Origin of the sequence: Arthrobacter oryzae (assembly GCF_037911235.1) — a bacterium.
Lineage (GTDB): Bacteria > Actinomycetota > Actinomycetes > Actinomycetales > Micrococcaceae > Arthrobacter > Arthrobacter oryzae_E.
This window is the reverse complement of record NZ_JBBLYW010000011.1, coordinates 1-17,542: the sequence shown is the minus strand read 5'-3', so window position 1 is coordinate 17,542 and position 17,542 is coordinate 1. Positions and strand designations below refer to the sequence as shown.

Genomic DNA, 17,542 nt, shown 5'->3' with positions numbered 1-17,542 from the left:
ACACAGGACTAAGGAAGGTAAGGCGCGCTTTAGCCAAACCTTGAGGGCGGCGGCTGAGCGGAGCCGGCCTTACCCGGCGTCCGACTTCCGGGGCGAAGCCGCCGGCGCCGTCGGTTCCAGGCCTCGTCCTTCCTGCGGGAGTTCGGGAAGCTGCGCAGTGTCCACCACGATGCCCGGCAGGGGACCGGGATCGGCGCCCCAGAGCACGGCGCGGCTGGCGGCGGCCAGCAGACCCGAAATGGCCCATTGCCGGGTGCTGCCGTCGCTGAGCGCCACAAGGTCCCCGTACACCGGGAGGGTGCCTGCTTCGAGGCTACCCAGGCCCGCCGCGGGCGATTCGAGGAACAGCGGCCCGAGCGTGTACCCCGCCTCCCGCGGAGGAATGTCCGCGCACTGTGCCCGGCTCAGGGCCTCCGCCTGGGCAAGGACCGCTTCATGCCGCGCCAAAAGCTGGGATGCCGAGTCGGCGGCAGCGCCCTCAAGGCGGGCTACGGCCACCTGATAGCCGTAGACCGTTTCGGCTTCGGTCTTGACGGTCATCGCCAGGGCAGCTGCCGGAGTCACTGGCGCTGCAGCTGGTTCTGCAGCCGTTCCGGAGGCAGCCGGCGCCGGCGGGCATGAATCTTCGGCCGCCTGCGCGCCTGCCGGCGATGACGGCCCCGCCGACGGCGTTGCCGGATGCGCTGGCGCTGCCGGTGCGGCTACCCCCACCGCCGGCGCCAGCGAGGATGCCTGAAGAAGCTGGGCGGCGCCGACGGCGGCCAGCAGCCGTGCCATCCCGCCGTCGGACGCTTCCGCATCGGTGAGGCGTTGCCCGCCGCTGGCGGACAGCGCGGCCACAAGCCCGGCGGGGGAGCCCGGCACCGCCGTCTCGCTGCCCGTTGCGGCGGAGGGGACTCCCGCGCCGGTCCCGGAAGCGGGACTTGCGGCTGTTAGTTTCTCATCGGGCACGGTTTGATCGGGCGCGGCCAATGCCCTGGCCTGGGTTGTCAGCAAAGTCACAGAGCGGAGCAGGGCCTGGCGCTCGGCGCCGGAAACGGAATCGGCCAGCTGGCTGCCAGCCGTGCGCAGCTGCAGCGTTTCGGCGAGGGCTGCGGCCCTTGCCCGTTCGGAAAAGGCGGGTTCCGGCGCCTCCGGCGGCGGCCCCGGGGTCAGTGCCAGCCCGAGGCTGATGACCAGCACTGCCAATGACGCCAGGATGCCGTACCGGAAATAGCGGCCCGGCCGTCGTTTTTCCTTGGTGTCGTCTTTCACAACAGACCATGTTGTCATGCCCGGCGGCAAGCGAGTGCACCACGGCGCCCATAAAATCGCTACGCTAGTACACACAACATCATCTAGCGGGAGGCGGCCGGCATCGTGAGTAATGCAGAAGCCACGACTTCATCAGACCGGACCGGGACGGGCAAGGCTGAGGCCGAATCCGTGCACAACCCGGAGGCCGAGCGCGTCCGGGCGCTGCTGGAGCCCTCGGTCCAGGCACACCGACTGTACCTGGAGGACGTTTCCATTCAGGTCGCCGGTGCAAACCGGGTGGTCCACGTAGTGGTGGACCTGCCGCAGGAGGAGACCGGCGGAGTAAGCCTTGACGTCATTGCGGAGATTTCCAAGGAGCTGTCCGGAATCCTGGACAGCGATCCCAGCTACGACAGCCGCCCCTACGACCTCGAGGTGTCCTCGCCCGGCGTCGGGCGCCCCCTGACCGAACCGCGCCACTGGCACCGTGCCCGCGGCCGTATGGTCAACGTGAACGTCATCCAAGGGGACAACATCACCGGCCGGATCCAGTCCGTTGACGACGACGGCGTGACCGTCATACCGGAGATCGCGGCCAAAAAGGGAATGAAGCCCAAGCAGGGCGAGCCCGAAAAGATTCCTTTCGACAGGATCCGCAATGGAAAAGTCGAGATAGAGTTCAGCCACCTTGATGAGGTCGGTCTGGAAGATGAGCACAATGGACCTTCTGAGGAGGCCTGATGGATATTGACATGAGCGCACTGAGACTTCTGGAGCGTGAGCGTGAAATCCCGCTGGACCTCCTGATCCCCACCATCGAGCAGGCACTGCTGGTGGCCTACCACAAGTCTCCGGGAGCCTTCGAAAAGGCCCGCGCAGAGCTGGACCGCAAGAGCGGCCACGTGACCATCTGGGCAACCGAAATCGACGACGACGGCGCGCCCATCGGCGAGTTCGAAGACACCCCGGCAGGGTTCGGCCGCATCGCTGCCAGCACCGCACGGCAGATCATCCTGCAGCGCCTGCGCGACGCCGAGGACGACAATGTCCTGGGCCAGTTCAAGGGCCGTGAAGGCGAGTTGGTGGCCGGTACTATCCAGCAGGGCAACAACCCGCACATGATCCAGGTCAACCTTGGAACGGTGGAGGCGCTGCTGCCCCCGCCCGAGCAGGTCCCCGGCGAGAAATACATCCACGGCAACCGGCTTCGCGCCTTCGTCATCGACGTGCACCGCGGCACCAAGGGTCCGTCCATCACCCTGTCCCGTTCGCACCCCGGCCTGGTCCGGAAGCTTTTCGAACTGGAAGTCCCGGAGATCGCCGACCGCTCGGTGGAAATCGTGGCACTGGCCCGCGAAGCCGGCCACCGCACCAAGATCGCCGTCAAGGCCAACATCCCCGGCATCAATGCCAAGGGTGCCTGCATCGGTGAAATGGGTTCCCGTGTCCGGGCCGTCATGACCGAACTCAACGACGAGAAGATCGACATTGTTGACTTCAGCGAGGACCCGGCCACCTTCATCGCCAGCGCGTTGTCGCCGTCGAGGGTGAATTCCGTCACCATCACGGACGAGGCAACGCGCTCCGCACGCGTTGTTGTACCGGACTATCAGCTGTCGCTGGCCATCGGCAAGGAGGGCCAGAACGCCCGACTGGCCGCCAAGCTCACCGGCTGGCGTATCGACATCGTCTCCGACGCTGCGGCTCCGCGCGAAAACTAGGCCGCTTCGGCGGGAGCGCCCTCGGATTGTCCCGCCCCGTTTTGACCCGTCATTTCGGGGCCGGGGCACCTGAGGGGCTAGAATAGAGATTGACCGTGCCTTATGGCCGGTATTCGTGCGCCTTGAGCGTGCCTGCGGAATCTGCGTTCCTTACGGACGCGGCATCAGCTGGCGGGTTCGGGGCGGCAGATTTGCAGGGGCAGGAAGATACTCACCGTGGCACTAGTGCAACACCTTGAGGATCAGCCGCAACGTACCTGCATCGGATGCCGGAAGAGGGGGCCGCGGTCAGAGCTACTCCGGCTCGTCGCCGAAGGCAGCGGTTCCGCCGCTGTCGTAGTGGACGAACGACGCCGGATGGCTGGCCGGGGTGCATGGCTGCACCCCAGCGAAACGTGCCTGGCGCTGGCAATCAAGCGGCGTGCGTTCGGACGTGCCCTCCCGGGCACCACCGGAACCGCCGCCGTCGAACGCCGGATAACGGCAGGCACGCAAGCCGTGGACACTCCGGTGGCCGCAGCAACAACCGTCCAACCTGAAAGCGGGTCAGAAAACTGATGGAAACCCGATGAGTTCCCAGCGATGAGTGCGCAACGATGACAACTTTGTTGCGCTCTGCAATGGACCTTTCAGCTGCACTCGCGGCGGAGGTCCGCAGTAAGAAGTAAACGGTTCGTGCCTGGCTCGGTGCGGACCGAGACAGGAGAAATGTGGCCAAGGTCCGCGTACATGAGCTTGCTAAAGAGCTCGGTATTACTTCCAAAGATGCAGTAACCAAACTGCAGGAACTGGGCGAATTCGTTCGCTCTGCCTCTTCCACCATTGAGGCCCCCGTTGTGAGGAAACTCCGCAACGCTTACCCCGCCGCCGGCGCTTCGAAGTCCGAAGCTCCCGCTGCAGCGCCCAAGGCGCCCGCCAGCCCCGCAGCTACCCGTCCGGCCCCCGCGCCGGGCCCGGCAGCTCCCAAGGCTCCGGAACCCAAGGCTGAAGCACCGGCCGCAGCCCCTGCTCCGTCGGCGCCCGCTCCGGCAGCAGCACCTGCTCCCGCGGCCCCGGCTGCTGCAGCAGCAGCTCCGTCGGCACCGGCTCCGGCCGCACCGTCCACCGGTGCAAAGCCCGGCGCACGCCCGGCCCCCAAGGCTGAAGCTCCGGCTGCCCCGTCCCGCTCCGGCGGACAGGGTTCGGCCCCCCGTCCGGGCGGCCCCCGTCCCGGCAACAACCCGTTCGCCACGTCCCAGGGCATGCCCCGTGGCCGCGGCGGCGACAACGAACGTCCGCCGCGTCCGGGCAACAACCCGTTCGCTCCTTCCCAGGGCATGCCCCGTCCGGGCGGAAGCCGCACCGAGGGCGAACGCCCCGGCGGCCCGCGTCCGGCAGCCGGTGCAGGAGGCCCCCGTCCGGGTGCTCCGCGTCCCGGTGGTACCCAAGGTGCACGTCCCGGCGCTCCGCGTCCGGCCGGTGCTCCCGGCGCACGCCCCGGTGCAGGTGGCGGAAACCGTCCTACTCCCGGCATGATGCCTAACCGAACCGAACGTCCCGCACCCGCTGGTGCAGGTCGTCCCGGCGGCGGCGGCCGCGGTCCCGGACGCCCCGGTGGCGCACCCGGTACCGGTGGCGCTCCCGGCGCCGGCGGCGGTGCTCCGGCCGGCGGTGGCTTCGGCAAGGGCGGCCGCGGTCGCGGTGGCACCCAGGGTGCCTTCGGTAAGGGCGGCGCAGGCCGTGGCAAGCAGCGCAAGTCGAAGCGTGCCAAGCGCCAGGAACTCGAGCAGATGAGCGCTCCGTCGCTGGGCGGCGTCAGCGTGCCCCGCGGCGACGGCAACACTGTTGTCCGGCTCCGTCGCGGCTCGTCCATCACGGACTTCGCCGACAAGATCGAGGCGAACCCCGCAGCACTGGTGACCGTGCTCTTCCACCTCGGCGAAATGGCCACGGCCACGCAGTCGCTGGATGAAGAGACCTTCGCACTGCTCGGCGAGGAGCTTGGTTACAAGCTCCAGGTCGTGTCCCCGGAGGACGAGGAGCGCGAGCTGCTCTCCGGCTTCGACATCGACTTCGACGCCGAGCTGGAAGCCGAAGGCGATGAGGAACTCGAGGCACGTCCTCCGGTTGTCACCGTCATGGGTCACGTTGACCACGGTAAGACCCGCCTACTGGATGCCATCCGTAACTCCGACGTTGTCGCGGGCGAACACGGCGGCATCACGCAGCACATTGGTGCTTACCAGATCACCACTGCACACGAAGGTGTCGACCGCAGGATCACCTTCATCGATACTCCGGGCCACGAGGCGTTCACCGCCATGCGTGCCCGTGGTGCGAAGGTCACCGACATCGCCATCCTGGTGGTGGCAGCGGACGACGGCGTGATGCCGCAGACCGTTGAGGCCCTCAACCACGCACAGGCGGCCAACGTGCCGATCGTCGTGGCTGTAAACAAGATCGACAAGGAAGGCGCCAACCCGGACAAGGTCCGCGGCCAGCTGACCGAGTACGGACTGGTTCCGGAAGAATACGGTGGCGACACCATGTTCGTGGAGGTCTCTGCCCGCCAGAACCTCAACATCGACGAGCTGCTCGAGGCCGTCCTGCTCACCGCAGACGCAGCCCTGGACATGCGCGCCAACCCGAACAAGGACGCCCGCGGTATCGCGATCGAAGCCAACCTGGACAAGGGCCGCGGTGCGGTTGCCACCGTCCTGGTCCAGTCCGGTACCCTGCACGTCGGCGACACCATCGTGGCAGGCACGGCCCACGGCCGCGTCCGTGCGATGTTCGACGACGACGGCAGCGTCCTGACCGAGGCCGGCCCGTCCCGCCCCGTGCAGGTGCTGGGTCTGTCCAACGTCCCGCGTGCAGGCGACACCTTCTTCGTGACCGCTGACGAGCGCACCGCCCGCCAGATCGCCGAGAAGCGTGAAGCAGCCGACCGCAACGCCGCCCTGGCCAAGCGCCGCAAGCGCATCAGCCTGGAAGACTTCGACCAGGCCGTCGCCGAAGGCAAGATCGACACCCTCAACCTCATCCTCAAGGGTGACGTGTCCGGTGCCGTGGAAGCCCTCGAAGACGCGCTGCTCAAGATCGACGTCGGCGAAGGTGTCCAGCTCCGCGTTATCCACCGCGGTGTCGGTGCGATCACGCAGAACGACGTCAACCTGGCCACGGTCGACAGCGCCGTTATCATCGGCTTCAACGTCAAGCCCGCCGAGCGTGTTGCCGAACTGGCAGACCGCGAAGGCGTGGACATGCGCTTCTACTCCGTCATCTACGCAGCAATCGATGACATTGAGATGGCCCTCAAGGGCATGCTCAAGCCGGAGTACGAAGAAGTCCAGCTTGGCACCGCCGAGGTCCGCGAAGTGTTCCGTTCCTCGAAGTTCGGCAACATTGCCGGTTCCATCGTTCGCTCGGGTGTTATCCGACGCAACACGAAGGCCCGCATCAGCCGCGACGGCAAGATCATCGGCGACAACCTCACCGTTGAGACGCTCAAGCGCTTCAAGGACGACGCCACCGAGGTCCGCACGGACTTCGAGTGTGGTATCGGTCTTGGCTCGTACAACGACATCAACGAGGGCGACATCATCGAGACCTTCGAGATGCGCGAGAAGCCGCGCGTCTAGTCGTGTGAGTTTCACAGGGTCGGGGTCGTTGGATTTTTTCCGGCGGCCCCGCCCCTTCGCTGGGTGGCCAACGTCTTACGACGTCGGCCACCCAGCTTCGGCAGACCCGATGCCACTCCCAGGCCGCCGAAAAAATCCAACGGGAGTCCGTCGTAGACTCGCCTTAGGTGCGTGGCATCAAAACCCAACAGTTGTGCGGCCACCGTTCCGGCGCCGTCGTACATCCAAATATTTAGGAGTGGAAATGGCTGATCCGGCACGCGCTGCCAAGTTGGCGCAGCGGATTAAGGTTGTTGTTGCAGAGGCTTTGGGCCGGAAGGTCAAGGATCCGCGGCTTGAAGGTATTACTGTTACCGATGCCCGTGTGACCAATGACCTGCAGCACGCCACGATCTACTACACCGTGTTCGGGGACCAGGTGGTTCAGGCGGATGCTGCCAAGGGCCTGGAGAAGGCCAAGGGTGTCCTCCGTCAGGAAGTCGGCCGCAACATCACTGTCCGGCTGACTCCCACGCTGGAGTTCGTGGCGGACCAGATTCCGGTCAACGCCTCCAACCTGGAGGAACTGCTCCGCGCCGCCAAGAAGCGCGACGCCGAGGTGGCCGCCCTGGCTGCCGGCGCCAAGCACGCCGGCGACGCCGATCCTTACAAGAGCGACATTCCCGAAGACGTCGAAATCGACGAAGACGACTTTGACGAAGAGGATGAAGACCTCACCGACGACGAAGAAATCGACGAGGACAACAGCAAATAGAACGTCGCAGTACGAGTGTGGCCGGACCCCGCCACCGGGGGCCGGTCACACCCGTTTTTAAGCGCTGCGTCAGTGGCGGGTATGCCTGTTGAGGTCCACGGAAACCAGTTTGCCGTCGGGTGCCTGGTTCGGCGCCGGGAGGGCGTCGGTGGTTGCGTACAGCACGGAATCCCTGATTGCGACGTCCGCCGTGAGCTTGCCGGCCAGGACCGTCCGCTGCCTGTGGTCGCCGTCTATTTTGAGAACGCCCTCCCCGAACAGGGACGCGACGTACACGTCGCCGTCGTCGTCCAACGCCAGCCCGGTGGGTGACATCACCTCATCAGCGAAGAGCCGGACACGGCCGTTGTCCGGGTTGACCCGGTACACGGCGCCGCGGGCACCCAGCGCAGGATCCTCCGGTCCGCCCGGGAGCACGGCCACGTACAGCCAGCCGTCGGGGCCGACCGCGAGGTCCGTGGGAACGGGCTCAAAGTTATAGGTGAGGCCCGCAACGCAGTCCGGGAGCTGCAGGGCTGACGCCACTTCGGCTGTGACGGTGTAGGGACGCGGCGGCAGGACCGCGACAGTTTCAGCATCTCCGGAGTCGGCGTCGACGGCCACGATGCTGTTGGCCCCGGCATCTGCCACGTAGACGGTGTACCCGGACAATGCGATGCCGTAGGGGTGGGAGTCGACCGTTCCGGTATACGACGCGGGCACCTCGGGCGGGAGCTGGGCCGCGCACGCCTCCGGCAGGTCTTCAAAACCGTACGTGACGTCGCCGTCGGCGTTCTCGTTAGTCTCCAGGGCGGCAAGATCACCGAAGGTGGCCTGGGTACCGTCGCGGGCAATGGTCCGGATATGACCGGCGAGCGGACGGGCATCCATGGGCCCGGCTCCCTGGCTTTCGGCGAAATATGTGGTGCCCCGCCGGAAGGCGCTGCCGGCCACATCCCAGGCGGGGTCCGAATACAATTCCGTTTTGGCGCCGTCAGAGCCGATCCGGGTCAGCCGCCCGGTGAATTCTTCGCTGACAGTGACTGCACCGTCACGGGCCGTGCTGACGTGGAGCGGACTCACCAGCCCGCCCGCGCGGGTAACGGGTTCGGGTTGTGGCGGTGCGGCAGCGCCCGCAGGGCCGGGTGCCAGGAAGACCGCGGCGGTAACAGCAGCAGCGGCAAGCGAAACGTGCTTTCTCATGGTGGTCTCCAAATGGACAGGATGATTCCCGGGAATCATTGAGACCACGGATCCGGCTGGCGGAAACACCGCCGCCCCCCACAGCGCACATTCTATTTCTTCCCCGCCGGGCACGTCGATGGCACCTGGAAACTCCGTCGTCCTTCAGCCCGGGAAATCCTGGCCGGCTGGCTATGATCGGAGCATGGATGCCCAACCTTCCGCCGCAGATATCCAGGACTTCCTGGGCCAGGCCGTCAACCTCGCCGTGCAGAATGTGGGTGACGGCGGCGGACCCTTTGGTGCGCTGGTGGTCACTGCCGACGGGAAGCGCTATTTCGGCGTCAACAGGGTAACGCGGGACAACGACCCCACCGCACATGCCGAGGTGGTGGCCATCCGCACGGCCGCGGCGGAATCCGCCAACTTCGATCTCAGCGGGGCCGTGCTCTACGCCAGCTGTGAGCCCTGCCCGCTGTGTCTGGCCGCCGCGCTGTGGGCGCGGATCGGCCGCGTCTATTATGCCGCGGACCGGCACGGCGCAGCGGCCGCCGGGTTCGACGACGCTTTGTTTTACGAATATTTCGAGGGCACCCGGCCGGAACTCATGCCCGTGAGGCAAACCGACATCCCGACGTCGAACGTCCCGTTTGAAGCGTGGCGCGACAACCCGGACCGCACCGAATACTGAACCGGTTCCGGGCCCCCGGCCCGCCGCCGGGGCGGCGGGACCTTCGACTCTATCCGCCTCCGGCCGTCAGGCGTCCGATTAACGCATGCCTTCAGGAGCGACCGGACGCCCGCGCGGAGCAGTACAACCGAGACTCATCAAGTGCCCGGGTTGCGGGAAAACGAACAGGATTCCCGCAGCTGCTCCCGGCCGTCCCCGCTGCGGCAATTGCAGCCACGACCTCCCGTGGATCGTCGACGCCGGCGACTCTGACTTCAAGCACATCGCAGAGGATTCGACAGTGCCTGCCCTGATCGACTTCTGGGCGGAATGGTGCGGGCCTTGCCGGTTGGTCAGTCCGGTCCTTGACCAGTTGGCGACCGAGAAGGCGGGACGGATCAAGCTGGTCAAAGTCGACGTTGACCGGGCACCGGGGCTCTCCGCGAGGTTTGCCGTCCAGGCGATCCCCACGCTGATGGTGATTGTCGGCGGCATGGTGGTCGCCCGGCAGGCGGGTGCCGCTCCGGCGCCGGCCCTGCGGACCTGGCTGGAACACGCGCTTTCCTCCAGCCTCAGCTGAGCGCCCCCAGGCTGCGCTCCCGGGATTTTTTTGGCACATGTTCGGCACGGTTCGCCACACGGAGGAAGCGATGACAGAGATACTGCGCTACGAAGTCGGATCAGGTGTGGTCCTGGTGGAAGCCGAGGAGAGCAGCTTCGGAGTGGAACACCGCTCACGTGACGAACACGGGATCCAGGACACGGGGCGCAGGCTCGAAGATGCACTCGCAGCGGTCAGGCCGGCCGCCAAGGCAGCGGCGGAAGTGTTGGGGGATCTTGCTCCCGAACATCTGGAACTTCAGTTCGGCGTCAAATTGGCGGGAGCGGCAGGGGCCATCATCGCCAAGAACGTGACCGAAGCGCACTTTATCGTCAGGATGTCCTGGTCACCCGAACAACCGCCGTCCGACGAGGAGATCGAGTACTAGGGCAGCAATGATCCCGTCGCCGGACCGACGACGGGCGACAGAAGGGACACGGCATGGGACTCATCCATATCGACCTGTTCACCACGCTCGACGGCGTCGCGCAGGCGCCCGGCGGGCCGGACGAGGACGCTGACGACGGTTTCGCGTTTGGCGGCTGGCAGGCGCCCCTCATCGACGAGGTCGTCGGCGAGGAAATCGACTCCGGGATGGCGGGGATGGACGCGCTACTGCTAGGGCGCCGGACCTACGACATTTTCGCTTCGTACTGGCCGCACGCGGAGGGGAACATCGCGCGGCTGTTCAACCGCCTGCCGAAATATGTGGCCTCGCGACAGACTCCGACCCTCGAGTGGGCCCACTCCACACTGCTCGGTCCTGATGTCGTCGCCGCCGTGCGCGAACTGCGCGACCGGCACGAGAACATCCACGTCATCGGCAGCCTCGACTTCGTGCAGACCCTGTTCGCCGAGCGGCTCTTCGATCGGCTCACGCTTTGGGTGTATCCGATCCTCCTCGGCGGTGGAAAGAAGGTATTCGCCCGCGGGGTGGTTCCTACGAACCTCAGACTCATCGAACCGGTGGTCGCCTCACCGAAGGGTGCGGTGATGCAGCGCTATGCCCTCGCCGATGGCACGCCTGGCGTCGGCGATATGTCGGACGTCGACCAAGCGCGTGATCAGGAGGCTCGGTGACCGGATCCTGGTGCTACCTTCGCGACCGGCGGCCGCCGCGGGCACCCAGACCGCCGAGCAGCGGCGACCCCATCCCCAACAGGAATCCGAAGTCATACCAGTTGCCTGCCCTGGCGGTGTTGTAAAACGGGAATTCCGCCCAGGCTCCGAACACGTGCACGATGAGCACGATCCACGCCGTAAAACCGTTCCAGAAGCCCCACAGCAGGTCCTGCCACCACATGATGTTCCTCTCCGGTGCCGCCCCTGTGGACAGGTTAGGGCGCCACGGGGTTTTGCACTAGGGACTCAGTGCCTGACTTGGGATGGTCCGTGCGTCCTGCGCCGGTGCCGGAACGTGTTGCGTCAGTGCCGGAACGTGTTGCGTCAGTGCCGGGAGGGCAAGCGGCCCACGCCTTCCACGAGTTCCGTCCGGGCGGCGCAGAGCGCGATCCGGATCCAGCCTTCACCGATCGACCCGAAGGCTGTGCCCGGCGCGAAGGAAACCCCGGAGTCGGCCAGGAATTGCCGCACCCAGGACCGGACATCGCCGCCGCTCACGTGGGAAACATCCGCCCACAGGTAGAAGGCCCCCTGCGCCGAGAGGAACGGGATGCCCTTGGACTCAAGCACAGCCGCGGCCGCGTCCCGGTTGGCCCGGTAATGTGCGTGGGCCTGGCTGACGTAGTCCTGTGGCCCCGTCAGTGCGGCGATCGCGGCGTACTGGGACGGAGAAGCGACGCAGGAAACGATCGACTCCATCACGTTGTTCATCTTCCGCTCCAGCCCGGGCGGGCAGATCAGCGCGCCGATCCGCAATCCCGTCAGCCCATAGGTCTTGGACAGCGTCAGAGACGTGAACACCCTGGCCTCGCCAGGGACGTCGCTGTCAAAGCGGGCCGGGCTGACATGGGGTACGTCGTAGGTGAAAGCCTCGTAGCATTCGTCGGAGATGATCCAGAGGTCGTGGCGACGGGCCAGGTCAACGAGGTCGCGGGTCAGCTCGCCGCCCAGGACGGCGCCCAGCGGATTGGACGGCGAATTCAGGATCAGTACTTTGGTCTGCGGCGTGATGAGGGCCTCAAGGTCCTCGATCCTCGGCTGGAAGTCGTTCTCCGGGTAGAGCGGGTACCGCACGGGCACTGCATGCAGGAGTCTGCTGGTCATCGCAAACGTGGGGTAGCCGGGGTTCGGGATCAGGATCTCGTCACCGGGGGAGAGCAACAGGCTCATGGCGAAGTGGAGGCCCTGCTGGGCACCGTCCACCACATAGACCCGCTCGGCTCCGACTTCAACGCCGTTGTGCTCACGGAACCTGGCCGCGAAGGCTTCGCGCAGGGCCGGAATTCCGGCATTCGGTGTGTAGTTGGTCTCGTCGCGGTCCAGGCAGGCCATGCCGGCCTCGAGGACATGGCGGGGGAGGGCGAAGCCTGGTTCGCCGATGCTCAGCACAATGGCGCCGGGGGTGCCCCACGCGGCCTCGGTGATCTCGCGGATCTGGTTGGCGGGGAAGTCGCTGACATGGGCGGCAAGCTCGGGCATGTCTGCCATCCTAACTGCCGTCGTCGTGCTGGCCGCGGGACCCGTCCGCCCGCCGTCGTGCTGGCCGCGGAACCCGGCCGCCCGCCGTCGTGCGAAATGGGAGCGCCGTGGGCGCGGATATACTGGGAGGCGTGCTTTCTGGACTGGTAATAGTGGACAAGCCGCAGGGATGGACCAGCCACGATGTGGTTGGACGGATGCGGCGGCTGGCCGGTACCCGGAAAGTGGGGCATGCCGGCACGCTGGATCCTATGGCTACCGGTGTGCTGGTCCTCGGTATCAACAAGGCCACCCGCCTGCTGACCTACATCGTCGGCACGTCCAAGACGTACACGGCCACCATCCGCCTCGGCGAATCGACCGTGACGGACGACGCCGAAGGCGAGGTGGTCAGCAGCCAATCGGCCGCTGCCATCACTGAGGAAGCCATCCGGGCCGGCGTCGCAGCACTCACCGGCGAGATCCAGCAGGTCCCCAGCAGCGTTAGCGCGATCAAAGTCAACGGCGAACGCGCCTATGCCCGGGTCCGGTCCGGCGAAGACGTGAAGCTGGCGTCACGGCCGGTCACCATCCACCGTTTTGATGTCCATGCAGTCCGCCCTGACCGTGACGGGGAAGTCCTTGATGTGGACGTCACCGTGGAATGCTCGTCCGGAACGTATATCCGTGCCCTGGCGCGGGACCTCGGCGAAGCGCTGGGCACGGGAGGCCACCTGACGGCGCTTCGGCGGACCCAGGTTGGCCCGTACACGCTTGACCAGGCCCGGACTCTGGAACAGTTGGCCGAGGAACTCGAAGTACTGGAGATGTCGCAGGCGGCAAGGGCGCTCATGCCGAACCGCGAGCTCAGTGCGGATGAGACCACTGAGATTTCCTTCGGGCGACGCATCGCCGCAGGTGCGGGTGCCGGGACCCCGGACGCGGCCACCGCAGACAAACCTGCCGCCGCCTTCGCACCGGACGGTTCGCTGGTGGCACTGCTGGCCGACGCCGGCGGCTATGCGAAGCCGGTCCTGGTGTTCGCTCCCAGTAACGAACAGCAGGCCAAGTAGTTTGGACGTGTACTTTTACATCATCCTCGCCGTCGGGTTGCTATCCACGATCATCTGCACCGCGGCGGGGATCATGAAGAAGGCTCCGAACGATGCGACCATCCTGTCCGTCGCCGCCGTCGAACTGGCACTCCTGGTGTACCTGGTGGGTTCCATCGTCCGCGTGGCGTCGGGAGAGCAGATCGCCGGCGAAGCGTGGGAGTTCTGGGGTTATCTGGTCACTGCCCTCATTCTGCCGGTGGGCGCGGTGTACTGGTCCATCTTGGAGCGCACCCGGTGGAGCAACTTTGTCCTGGCTGCCGTGGGTGTGACCGCCCTGGTGATGGCCGCCCGCATGAACCAGATCTGGTACTGAGTGGAAGAAGCAGACGTGACTCCGCAAACACCCGTCAACAAGGCCGACGCAGCTCCGAAGGCCCGGTCCAAAGACACCCGGAACACCGGCCCCGGGCGGCTGCTGATCGCGGTCTATGCGGTGTTCGCCATCTCCGCCACCGCCCGGGCCGGATACCAGATTCTCACCAAGTTCTCCGAGGCTCCGCTCGCGTACCTGCTCTCGGCGTTCGCGGCACTCGTTTACGTTGTCGCCACTGTCTCGCTGGCGAAGGCCGGCAGGTCCTGGTTCAAGGTGTCAGTGGCTGCCGTGCTCGTGGAGCTCGTGGGCGTGCTGGTGGTGGGAGCGATCAGCGTTTTCGACTCCGTCAGCTTCCCTCATGAAACCGTCTGGTCGCTCTTCGGCCGCGGCTACGCCTTCATCCCGCTTCTGCTTCCCGTTCTAGGCTTGGTGTGGCTTTATAAGCGGCGGCCGGCACCCCACTCGCGGCCGGTCTGACCCCGCCCGCCTTTACTGTCAGACCCCCTTGGCATAGTTATCGCATGGAAGCCATGGGGGAACTTGCAGCAGGAGGGGCGTTGCGGTGGGCCAAACTGCCCGCAGTCGGTTCTGCGGAACCCCTTCCCTTCCGAAGCCTGCGCAGTGCCCCTGCGTCAGGCGGGCGTCTGGAAAATTCAGATTCCGACGGCGGTGCTTTCGGTGATCTGGCCGGGTGCCTTGAGCTGGTGAGCGCTTTGAGTTCGACGGCGGCGGCGGACTCGTCGGAGTTCGACTTCCGCCAGGCTGCTGACTTCGCCGCCGGGGTGGAGGAGATCTCCCGGACCCTTGAATACCTTCAGGTGGTTGCGGCCGGGGCGGTGGACCGGACCCGGCGCGAGGCAATTTCCGCGGCGCGGGCGGGCTCGGGTCCTGCGGTCACGTGGACCACGGGCTGGGGCAACGAAGCTGCTGTACACGGACCCATTGGCTGGACCACGGGCTGGGGCGAGGAAACCGCCGTCCACGGCCCCATCGGCTGAGCAGGTGGCCAACTTTCCGGTGACGCGGGGGCAGCGTCGGCCGCGGACCCCGAAGCACAGAAGTCCACAGCCCCGGATCCGGCGGATGACGGGTACCGGAATGCTGCCGAGTTCCTCCGGGGACGGTTGCGGATCAGCGTCGCCGAAGCCCGCCGCCGGATCAGCCTGGCCGAATCGGTGCTGCCCCGGACCGGGATCACCGGCCACGTCCAGGAACCGGTCCGGCCCGTGCTCGCCGCCGCCGTTGCTGCCGGCACTGTCGCTTCCCGGCCCGCGACCATCATTGCCCTGGCCATAGACAAGGTCCGCCACCACGCCCCGGAGGACACCGTGGCCGGGATGGAGCGTGCCCTGACCCGCGCCGCGGCAGAGCACGACACCGATTTCGTGGCCCGGGTTACCCGGCAGTGGGTGGAGGCGATCGACCAGGACGGGGCCGAACCGTCCGAGGCCGAACTCCGCCGCCGCCAGGGCGTGTTCCTCCGCCAAACCCGCCACGGACTCCACCATCTGGAGATCTTCGCCACCACCGACCAGTACGAACCCCTCCTGACCGTGATGAACACCGCCACCAACCCCCGCGCGCAGGACAAGACAGCCGGGTCCGGCGAGGCGGAGCAAAACCTGGACGAGCGGACCCGCCAGCAGCGGCTCCTGGACGGCCTCGTCGGCGCGGTCAAAGCGGGCCTGACCACTGGCGGCCTTCCTGCTGCGGGCGGGCTGCGTCCCCAGGTCATGGTCACCATCGACTACCGCGACCTCCTGGAACGGTTGGACCGCCTGGATCAGTCCGGGACGACAAACGACGTCACCCCCGGTTCCGGGCGGATCCCCGGCACCGGCATGGGCTCGTTTACGTTCACCGGCCCGGTCACCGCGTCAACTGTCCGGAAGATCGCCTGCGACGCGGACATCATCCCCGTCCTCCTCGGCAGCGAGGGCCGTGTCCTCGACGTCGGACGCACCACCAGGACCTTCCCGCAACACATCCGCAAAGCCATCACCGCCAGGGATCAGGGCTGCGCGTTCCCGGGCTGCACCATCCCGGCCCCGTGGACCGAAGCCCACCACATCAGTTACTGGTCCGAGGGCGGAACCACCAGCGCGGACAACGGCACCCTTTTGTGCAGCCATCACCACCACCTGATCCACAAAGAGCAATGGCACATCCAGGTCAAAACGGGCGTCCCGTGGTTCATCCCGCCGCCGCATATCGACCCACGCCAGGTCCCGCGAAGAAACAACTATTTCCGACTCGAGTGAGAAACGACAGCAATTCAAACCGTGTGCCCCGCTATCCCATGACGGCAGGATGGACTTCCGGCCAGGCCGGTGCGGCTGAGGATGGCTAGCGGAAGAGGGCGAACATCCTCAGCGGTTCCGGTTTGTAATCCGAGCCTTCGGTGAATCCCAGGGCCTCATAGAACGCGCGCTGTCCGGGTTCGTTGTCGGTGACGAGTACTGTCTGCCTGACGTGACCGTATCTGGACTGGATGGCTTCAAGCATTGACCGGCCTGCGCCGGAACCCTGAAACGCTGGATTGACCAGGACGTCCTGCACGTAGCAGATGGTGGCGTCATCCGAGATTGCGCGCGCCAGACCCACGAGCGCCCCGGCATCATTACGGCAAGCCACCACGAACGCGGACCCGCGGATCGCACGGAGGAGCGCCGCGGGTTCAGCCGTGTAGCTGGTCCAGCCCACTGATTCGTATAAGTCAATGATTTCTGCGTCGGAAAGCTCGCTCCCAAGGTGAACACTGAACTCTGGCATCGGACCAGTGTTGCATGACCGCTGTTCGTTCAAAGGGGCTCGAGCCCTCGTAAGCGGCAGACTTGGCAGTGCTATCGTGGCAAATCGCGGTGCGCCAGAGTTCGGGGGGACGCCGGAGTTCCGAGCACAATAGGGGAGCAGCTTGTGAAACCCATCCCGGTAAAACCGTCCCGGGTCCTTTTCTACGGTGTGACAGGCAGCGGCAAGTCGTCGGCTGCCCACGCATACGCGGCCGCTTCCGGCCTCCCGGAGTTTTCAGCCGATGACGACATTGGCTGGCTTCCCGGCTGGCAGCAACGCACGGTCGAAAACCAGCGGGAACTCGCGGCGGACGTCGCATCCCGTGACCGCTGGGTTTTGGACAGCGCGTATGGGGTCTGGCGGGACATTGTTGTACCGCGGGCCGAGCTGGTTGTCGCCCTGGATTATCCACGCTGGCTGTCGCTGACCAGGCTCGTGAGCCGCTCCATCCGGCGGGTCGTCACCAGGCAGCCCGTCTGCAACGGAAACGTCGAAACGCTCGCCAGGCTTTGTACGCGGGACTCGATCTTCTACTGGCACTTCAACTCATTCGCCAGGAAAAAGCGAGTTTTCAGGGAATGGCAGTTCAGCCCTGACATGCCCCCCGTGATGGTATTTCGCAGGCCCAGGGACCTCGACAACTGGCTGGCACAGGTCGCAACGGCGGCTGGCGCGAACGTCACCTGATCAGAACGCGGTGATGCTCCCGCACCATGAGGGGCGGGAGCATCTCGCAGCCCAGCTATTTCTTTCCGAAGAGCCCGCCCAAGAGCCCGCCGAGCCCACCGCCGTCGTCTTTCTTTTTCCCCTCCGGGCGATCGTCGGTCTGGTTCTCGGTCCGCTCGCCGGGGAGATCGACGTCGACCACCTCGCCCGGAACGGGGGCACCGCCCTGCTGCCTCGGCTGCCCCAGCGGCCCGGTCGGGGTTTGCGGCGCCGAATCGTTCACGCGGTCCGGTACTACCGCGCCCCGGGACT

Annotated in this window: 20 protein-coding genes and 1 pseudogene; 15 read left to right on the top strand and 6 right to left on the bottom strand. The window is 66.1% G+C overall.

Annotated elements, in window-relative coordinates; genetic code table 11:
* Positions 1–69 precede the first annotated feature (69 nt).
* Positions 70–1,254, bottom strand: a complete 1,185-nt coding sequence (locus tag WMN78_RS04005) for a ferritin-like domain-containing protein (RefSeq protein WP_340532172.1) — start codon at positions 1,252–1,254, stop codon at positions 70–72.
* A gap of 105 nt (positions 1,255–1,359) precedes the next feature.
* On the opposite strand from WMN78_RS04005, the gene rimP reads away from it, so the two are divergent.
* From rimP to rbfA, 5 genes are all read left to right on the top strand, one after another.
* Positions 1,360–1,977 (top strand): ribosome maturation factor RimP, encoded by a 618-nt coding sequence (rimP, locus tag WMN78_RS04000; RefSeq protein WP_340532169.1) that lies wholly within the window; start codon positions 1,360–1,362, stop codon positions 1,975–1,977.
* On the top strand, positions 1,977–2,957 hold the full coding sequence (gene nusA, locus WMN78_RS03995; protein WP_340532168.1) for a transcription termination factor NusA: 981 nt from the start codon (positions 1,977–1,979) through the stop codon (positions 2,955–2,957). The genes rimP and nusA overlap by 1 nt, the downstream gene beginning before the upstream one ends.
* A gap of 216 nt (positions 2,958–3,173) precedes the next feature.
* A complete protein-coding gene (locus WMN78_RS03990) occupies positions 3,174–3,515 on the top strand; it encodes a YlxR family protein (protein ID WP_340532166.1) in 342 nt (113 codons plus the stop codon).
* A gap of 152 nt (positions 3,516–3,667) precedes the next feature.
* A complete protein-coding gene (gene infB / locus WMN78_RS03985) occupies positions 3,668–6,577 on the top strand; it encodes a translation initiation factor IF-2 (RefSeq protein ID WP_340532164.1) in 2,910 nt (969 codons plus the stop codon).
* Positions 6,578–6,821: 244 nt separating this feature from the next.
* Positions 6,822–7,331, top strand: coding sequence for a 30S ribosome-binding factor RbfA (gene rbfA, locus WMN78_RS03980; RefSeq protein WP_340532162.1), 510 nt, complete (start codon positions 6,822–6,824; stop codon positions 7,329–7,331).
* Positions 7,332–7,400: 69 nt separating this feature from the next.
* Here rbfA and WMN78_RS03975 read toward each other — a convergent pair whose 3' ends face one another.
* The gene (locus tag WMN78_RS03975) at positions 7,401–8,513 is read right to left on the bottom strand and encodes a ScyD/ScyE family protein (protein WP_340532160.1); all 1,113 of its coding nucleotides are present in this window, start codon (positions 8,511–8,513) and stop codon (positions 7,401–7,403) included.
* A gap of 184 nt (positions 8,514–8,697) precedes the next feature.
* Between WMN78_RS03975 and WMN78_RS03970 the strand changes: the two genes are divergently transcribed.
* The 4 genes from WMN78_RS03970 (at position 8,698) to WMN78_RS03955 (ending at position 10,843) form a co-directional block, all read left to right on the top strand.
* Positions 8,698–9,183, top strand: coding sequence for a nucleoside deaminase (locus tag WMN78_RS03970; protein WP_340532159.1), 486 nt, complete (start codon positions 8,698–8,700; stop codon positions 9,181–9,183).
* Between the two features lie 85 nt (positions 9,184–9,268).
* Positions 9,269–9,742 carry a thioredoxin gene (gene trxA, locus WMN78_RS03965; RefSeq protein WP_340532158.1) on the top strand — a complete coding sequence of 158 codons (474 nt, stop codon included), beginning with the start codon at positions 9,269–9,271 and terminating at the stop codon, positions 9,740–9,742.
* Between the two features lie 70 nt (positions 9,743–9,812).
* A complete protein-coding gene (locus tag WMN78_RS03960) occupies positions 9,813–10,151 on the top strand; it encodes a CU044_2847 family protein (protein ID WP_340532157.1) in 339 nt (112 codons plus the stop codon).
* Between the two features lie 53 nt (positions 10,152–10,204).
* Positions 10,205–10,843 carry a dihydrofolate reductase family protein gene (locus tag WMN78_RS03955; protein ID WP_340532156.1) on the top strand — a complete coding sequence of 213 codons (639 nt, stop codon included), beginning with the start codon at positions 10,205–10,207 and terminating at the stop codon, positions 10,841–10,843.
* Between the two features lie 13 nt (positions 10,844–10,856).
* On the opposite strand, the gene WMN78_RS03950 is transcribed toward WMN78_RS03955, so the two are convergent.
* Both WMN78_RS03950 and WMN78_RS03945 read right to left on the bottom strand, forming a co-directional pair.
* Positions 10,857–11,066: a hypothetical protein gene (locus WMN78_RS03950; RefSeq protein WP_340532155.1), complete on the bottom strand. Its 210-nt coding sequence runs from the start codon at positions 11,064–11,066 to the stop codon at positions 10,857–10,859.
* Between the two features lie 143 nt (positions 11,067–11,209).
* Positions 11,210–12,364 (bottom strand): pyridoxal phosphate-dependent aminotransferase, encoded by a 1,155-nt coding sequence (locus WMN78_RS03945; RefSeq protein ID WP_340532154.1) that lies wholly within the window; start codon positions 12,362–12,364, stop codon positions 11,210–11,212.
* Between the two features lie 131 nt (positions 12,365–12,495).
* Between WMN78_RS03945 and truB the strand changes: the two genes are divergently transcribed.
* From truB to WMN78_RS03920, 5 genes are all read left to right on the top strand, one after another.
* Positions 12,496–13,416 carry a tRNA pseudouridine(55) synthase TruB gene (gene truB / locus WMN78_RS03940; RefSeq protein WP_340532153.1) on the top strand — a complete coding sequence of 307 codons (921 nt, stop codon included), beginning with the start codon at positions 12,496–12,498 and terminating at the stop codon, positions 13,414–13,416.
* Position 13,417: 1 nt separating this feature from the next.
* Positions 13,418–13,771 (top strand): hypothetical protein, encoded by a 354-nt coding sequence (locus tag WMN78_RS03935; protein WP_340532152.1) that lies wholly within the window; start codon positions 13,418–13,420, stop codon positions 13,769–13,771.
* Positions 13,772–13,786: 15 nt separating this feature from the next.
* Positions 13,787–14,248, top strand: a complete 462-nt coding sequence (locus WMN78_RS03930) for a hypothetical protein (RefSeq protein ID WP_340532151.1) — start codon at positions 13,787–13,789, stop codon at positions 14,246–14,248.
* A gap of 44 nt (positions 14,249–14,292) precedes the next feature.
* The gene (locus WMN78_RS03925) at positions 14,293–14,769 is read left to right on the top strand and encodes a hypothetical protein (RefSeq protein WP_340532150.1); all 477 of its coding nucleotides are present in this window, start codon (positions 14,293–14,295) and stop codon (positions 14,767–14,769) included.
* A gap of 126 nt (positions 14,770–14,895) precedes the next feature.
* Positions 14,896–16,032: a DUF222 domain-containing protein gene (locus WMN78_RS03920; RefSeq protein ID WP_425341109.1), complete on the top strand. Its 1,137-nt coding sequence runs from the start codon at positions 14,896–14,898 to the stop codon at positions 16,030–16,032.
* Positions 16,033–16,117: 85 nt separating this feature from the next.
* Here the strand turns inward: WMN78_RS03920 and WMN78_RS03910 are convergent, their stop codons facing one another.
* Entirely contained in the window at positions 16,118–16,543 is a 426-nt protein-coding gene (locus WMN78_RS03910) for a GNAT family N-acetyltransferase (RefSeq protein ID WP_340532149.1), read from the bottom strand.
* Between the two features lie 144 nt (positions 16,544–16,687).
* On the opposite strand from WMN78_RS03910, the gene WMN78_RS03905 reads away from it, so the two are divergent.
* The gene (locus WMN78_RS03905) at positions 16,688–17,251 is read left to right on the top strand and encodes an adenylate kinase (protein ID WP_340532148.1); all 564 of its coding nucleotides are present in this window, start codon (positions 16,688–16,690) and stop codon (positions 17,249–17,251) included.
* Between the two features lie 55 nt (positions 17,252–17,306).
* Here the strand turns inward: WMN78_RS03905 and WMN78_RS03900 are convergent.
* Positions 17,307–17,542, bottom strand: a pseudogene (locus WMN78_RS03900) (DUF937 domain-containing protein); the annotation flags it as partial.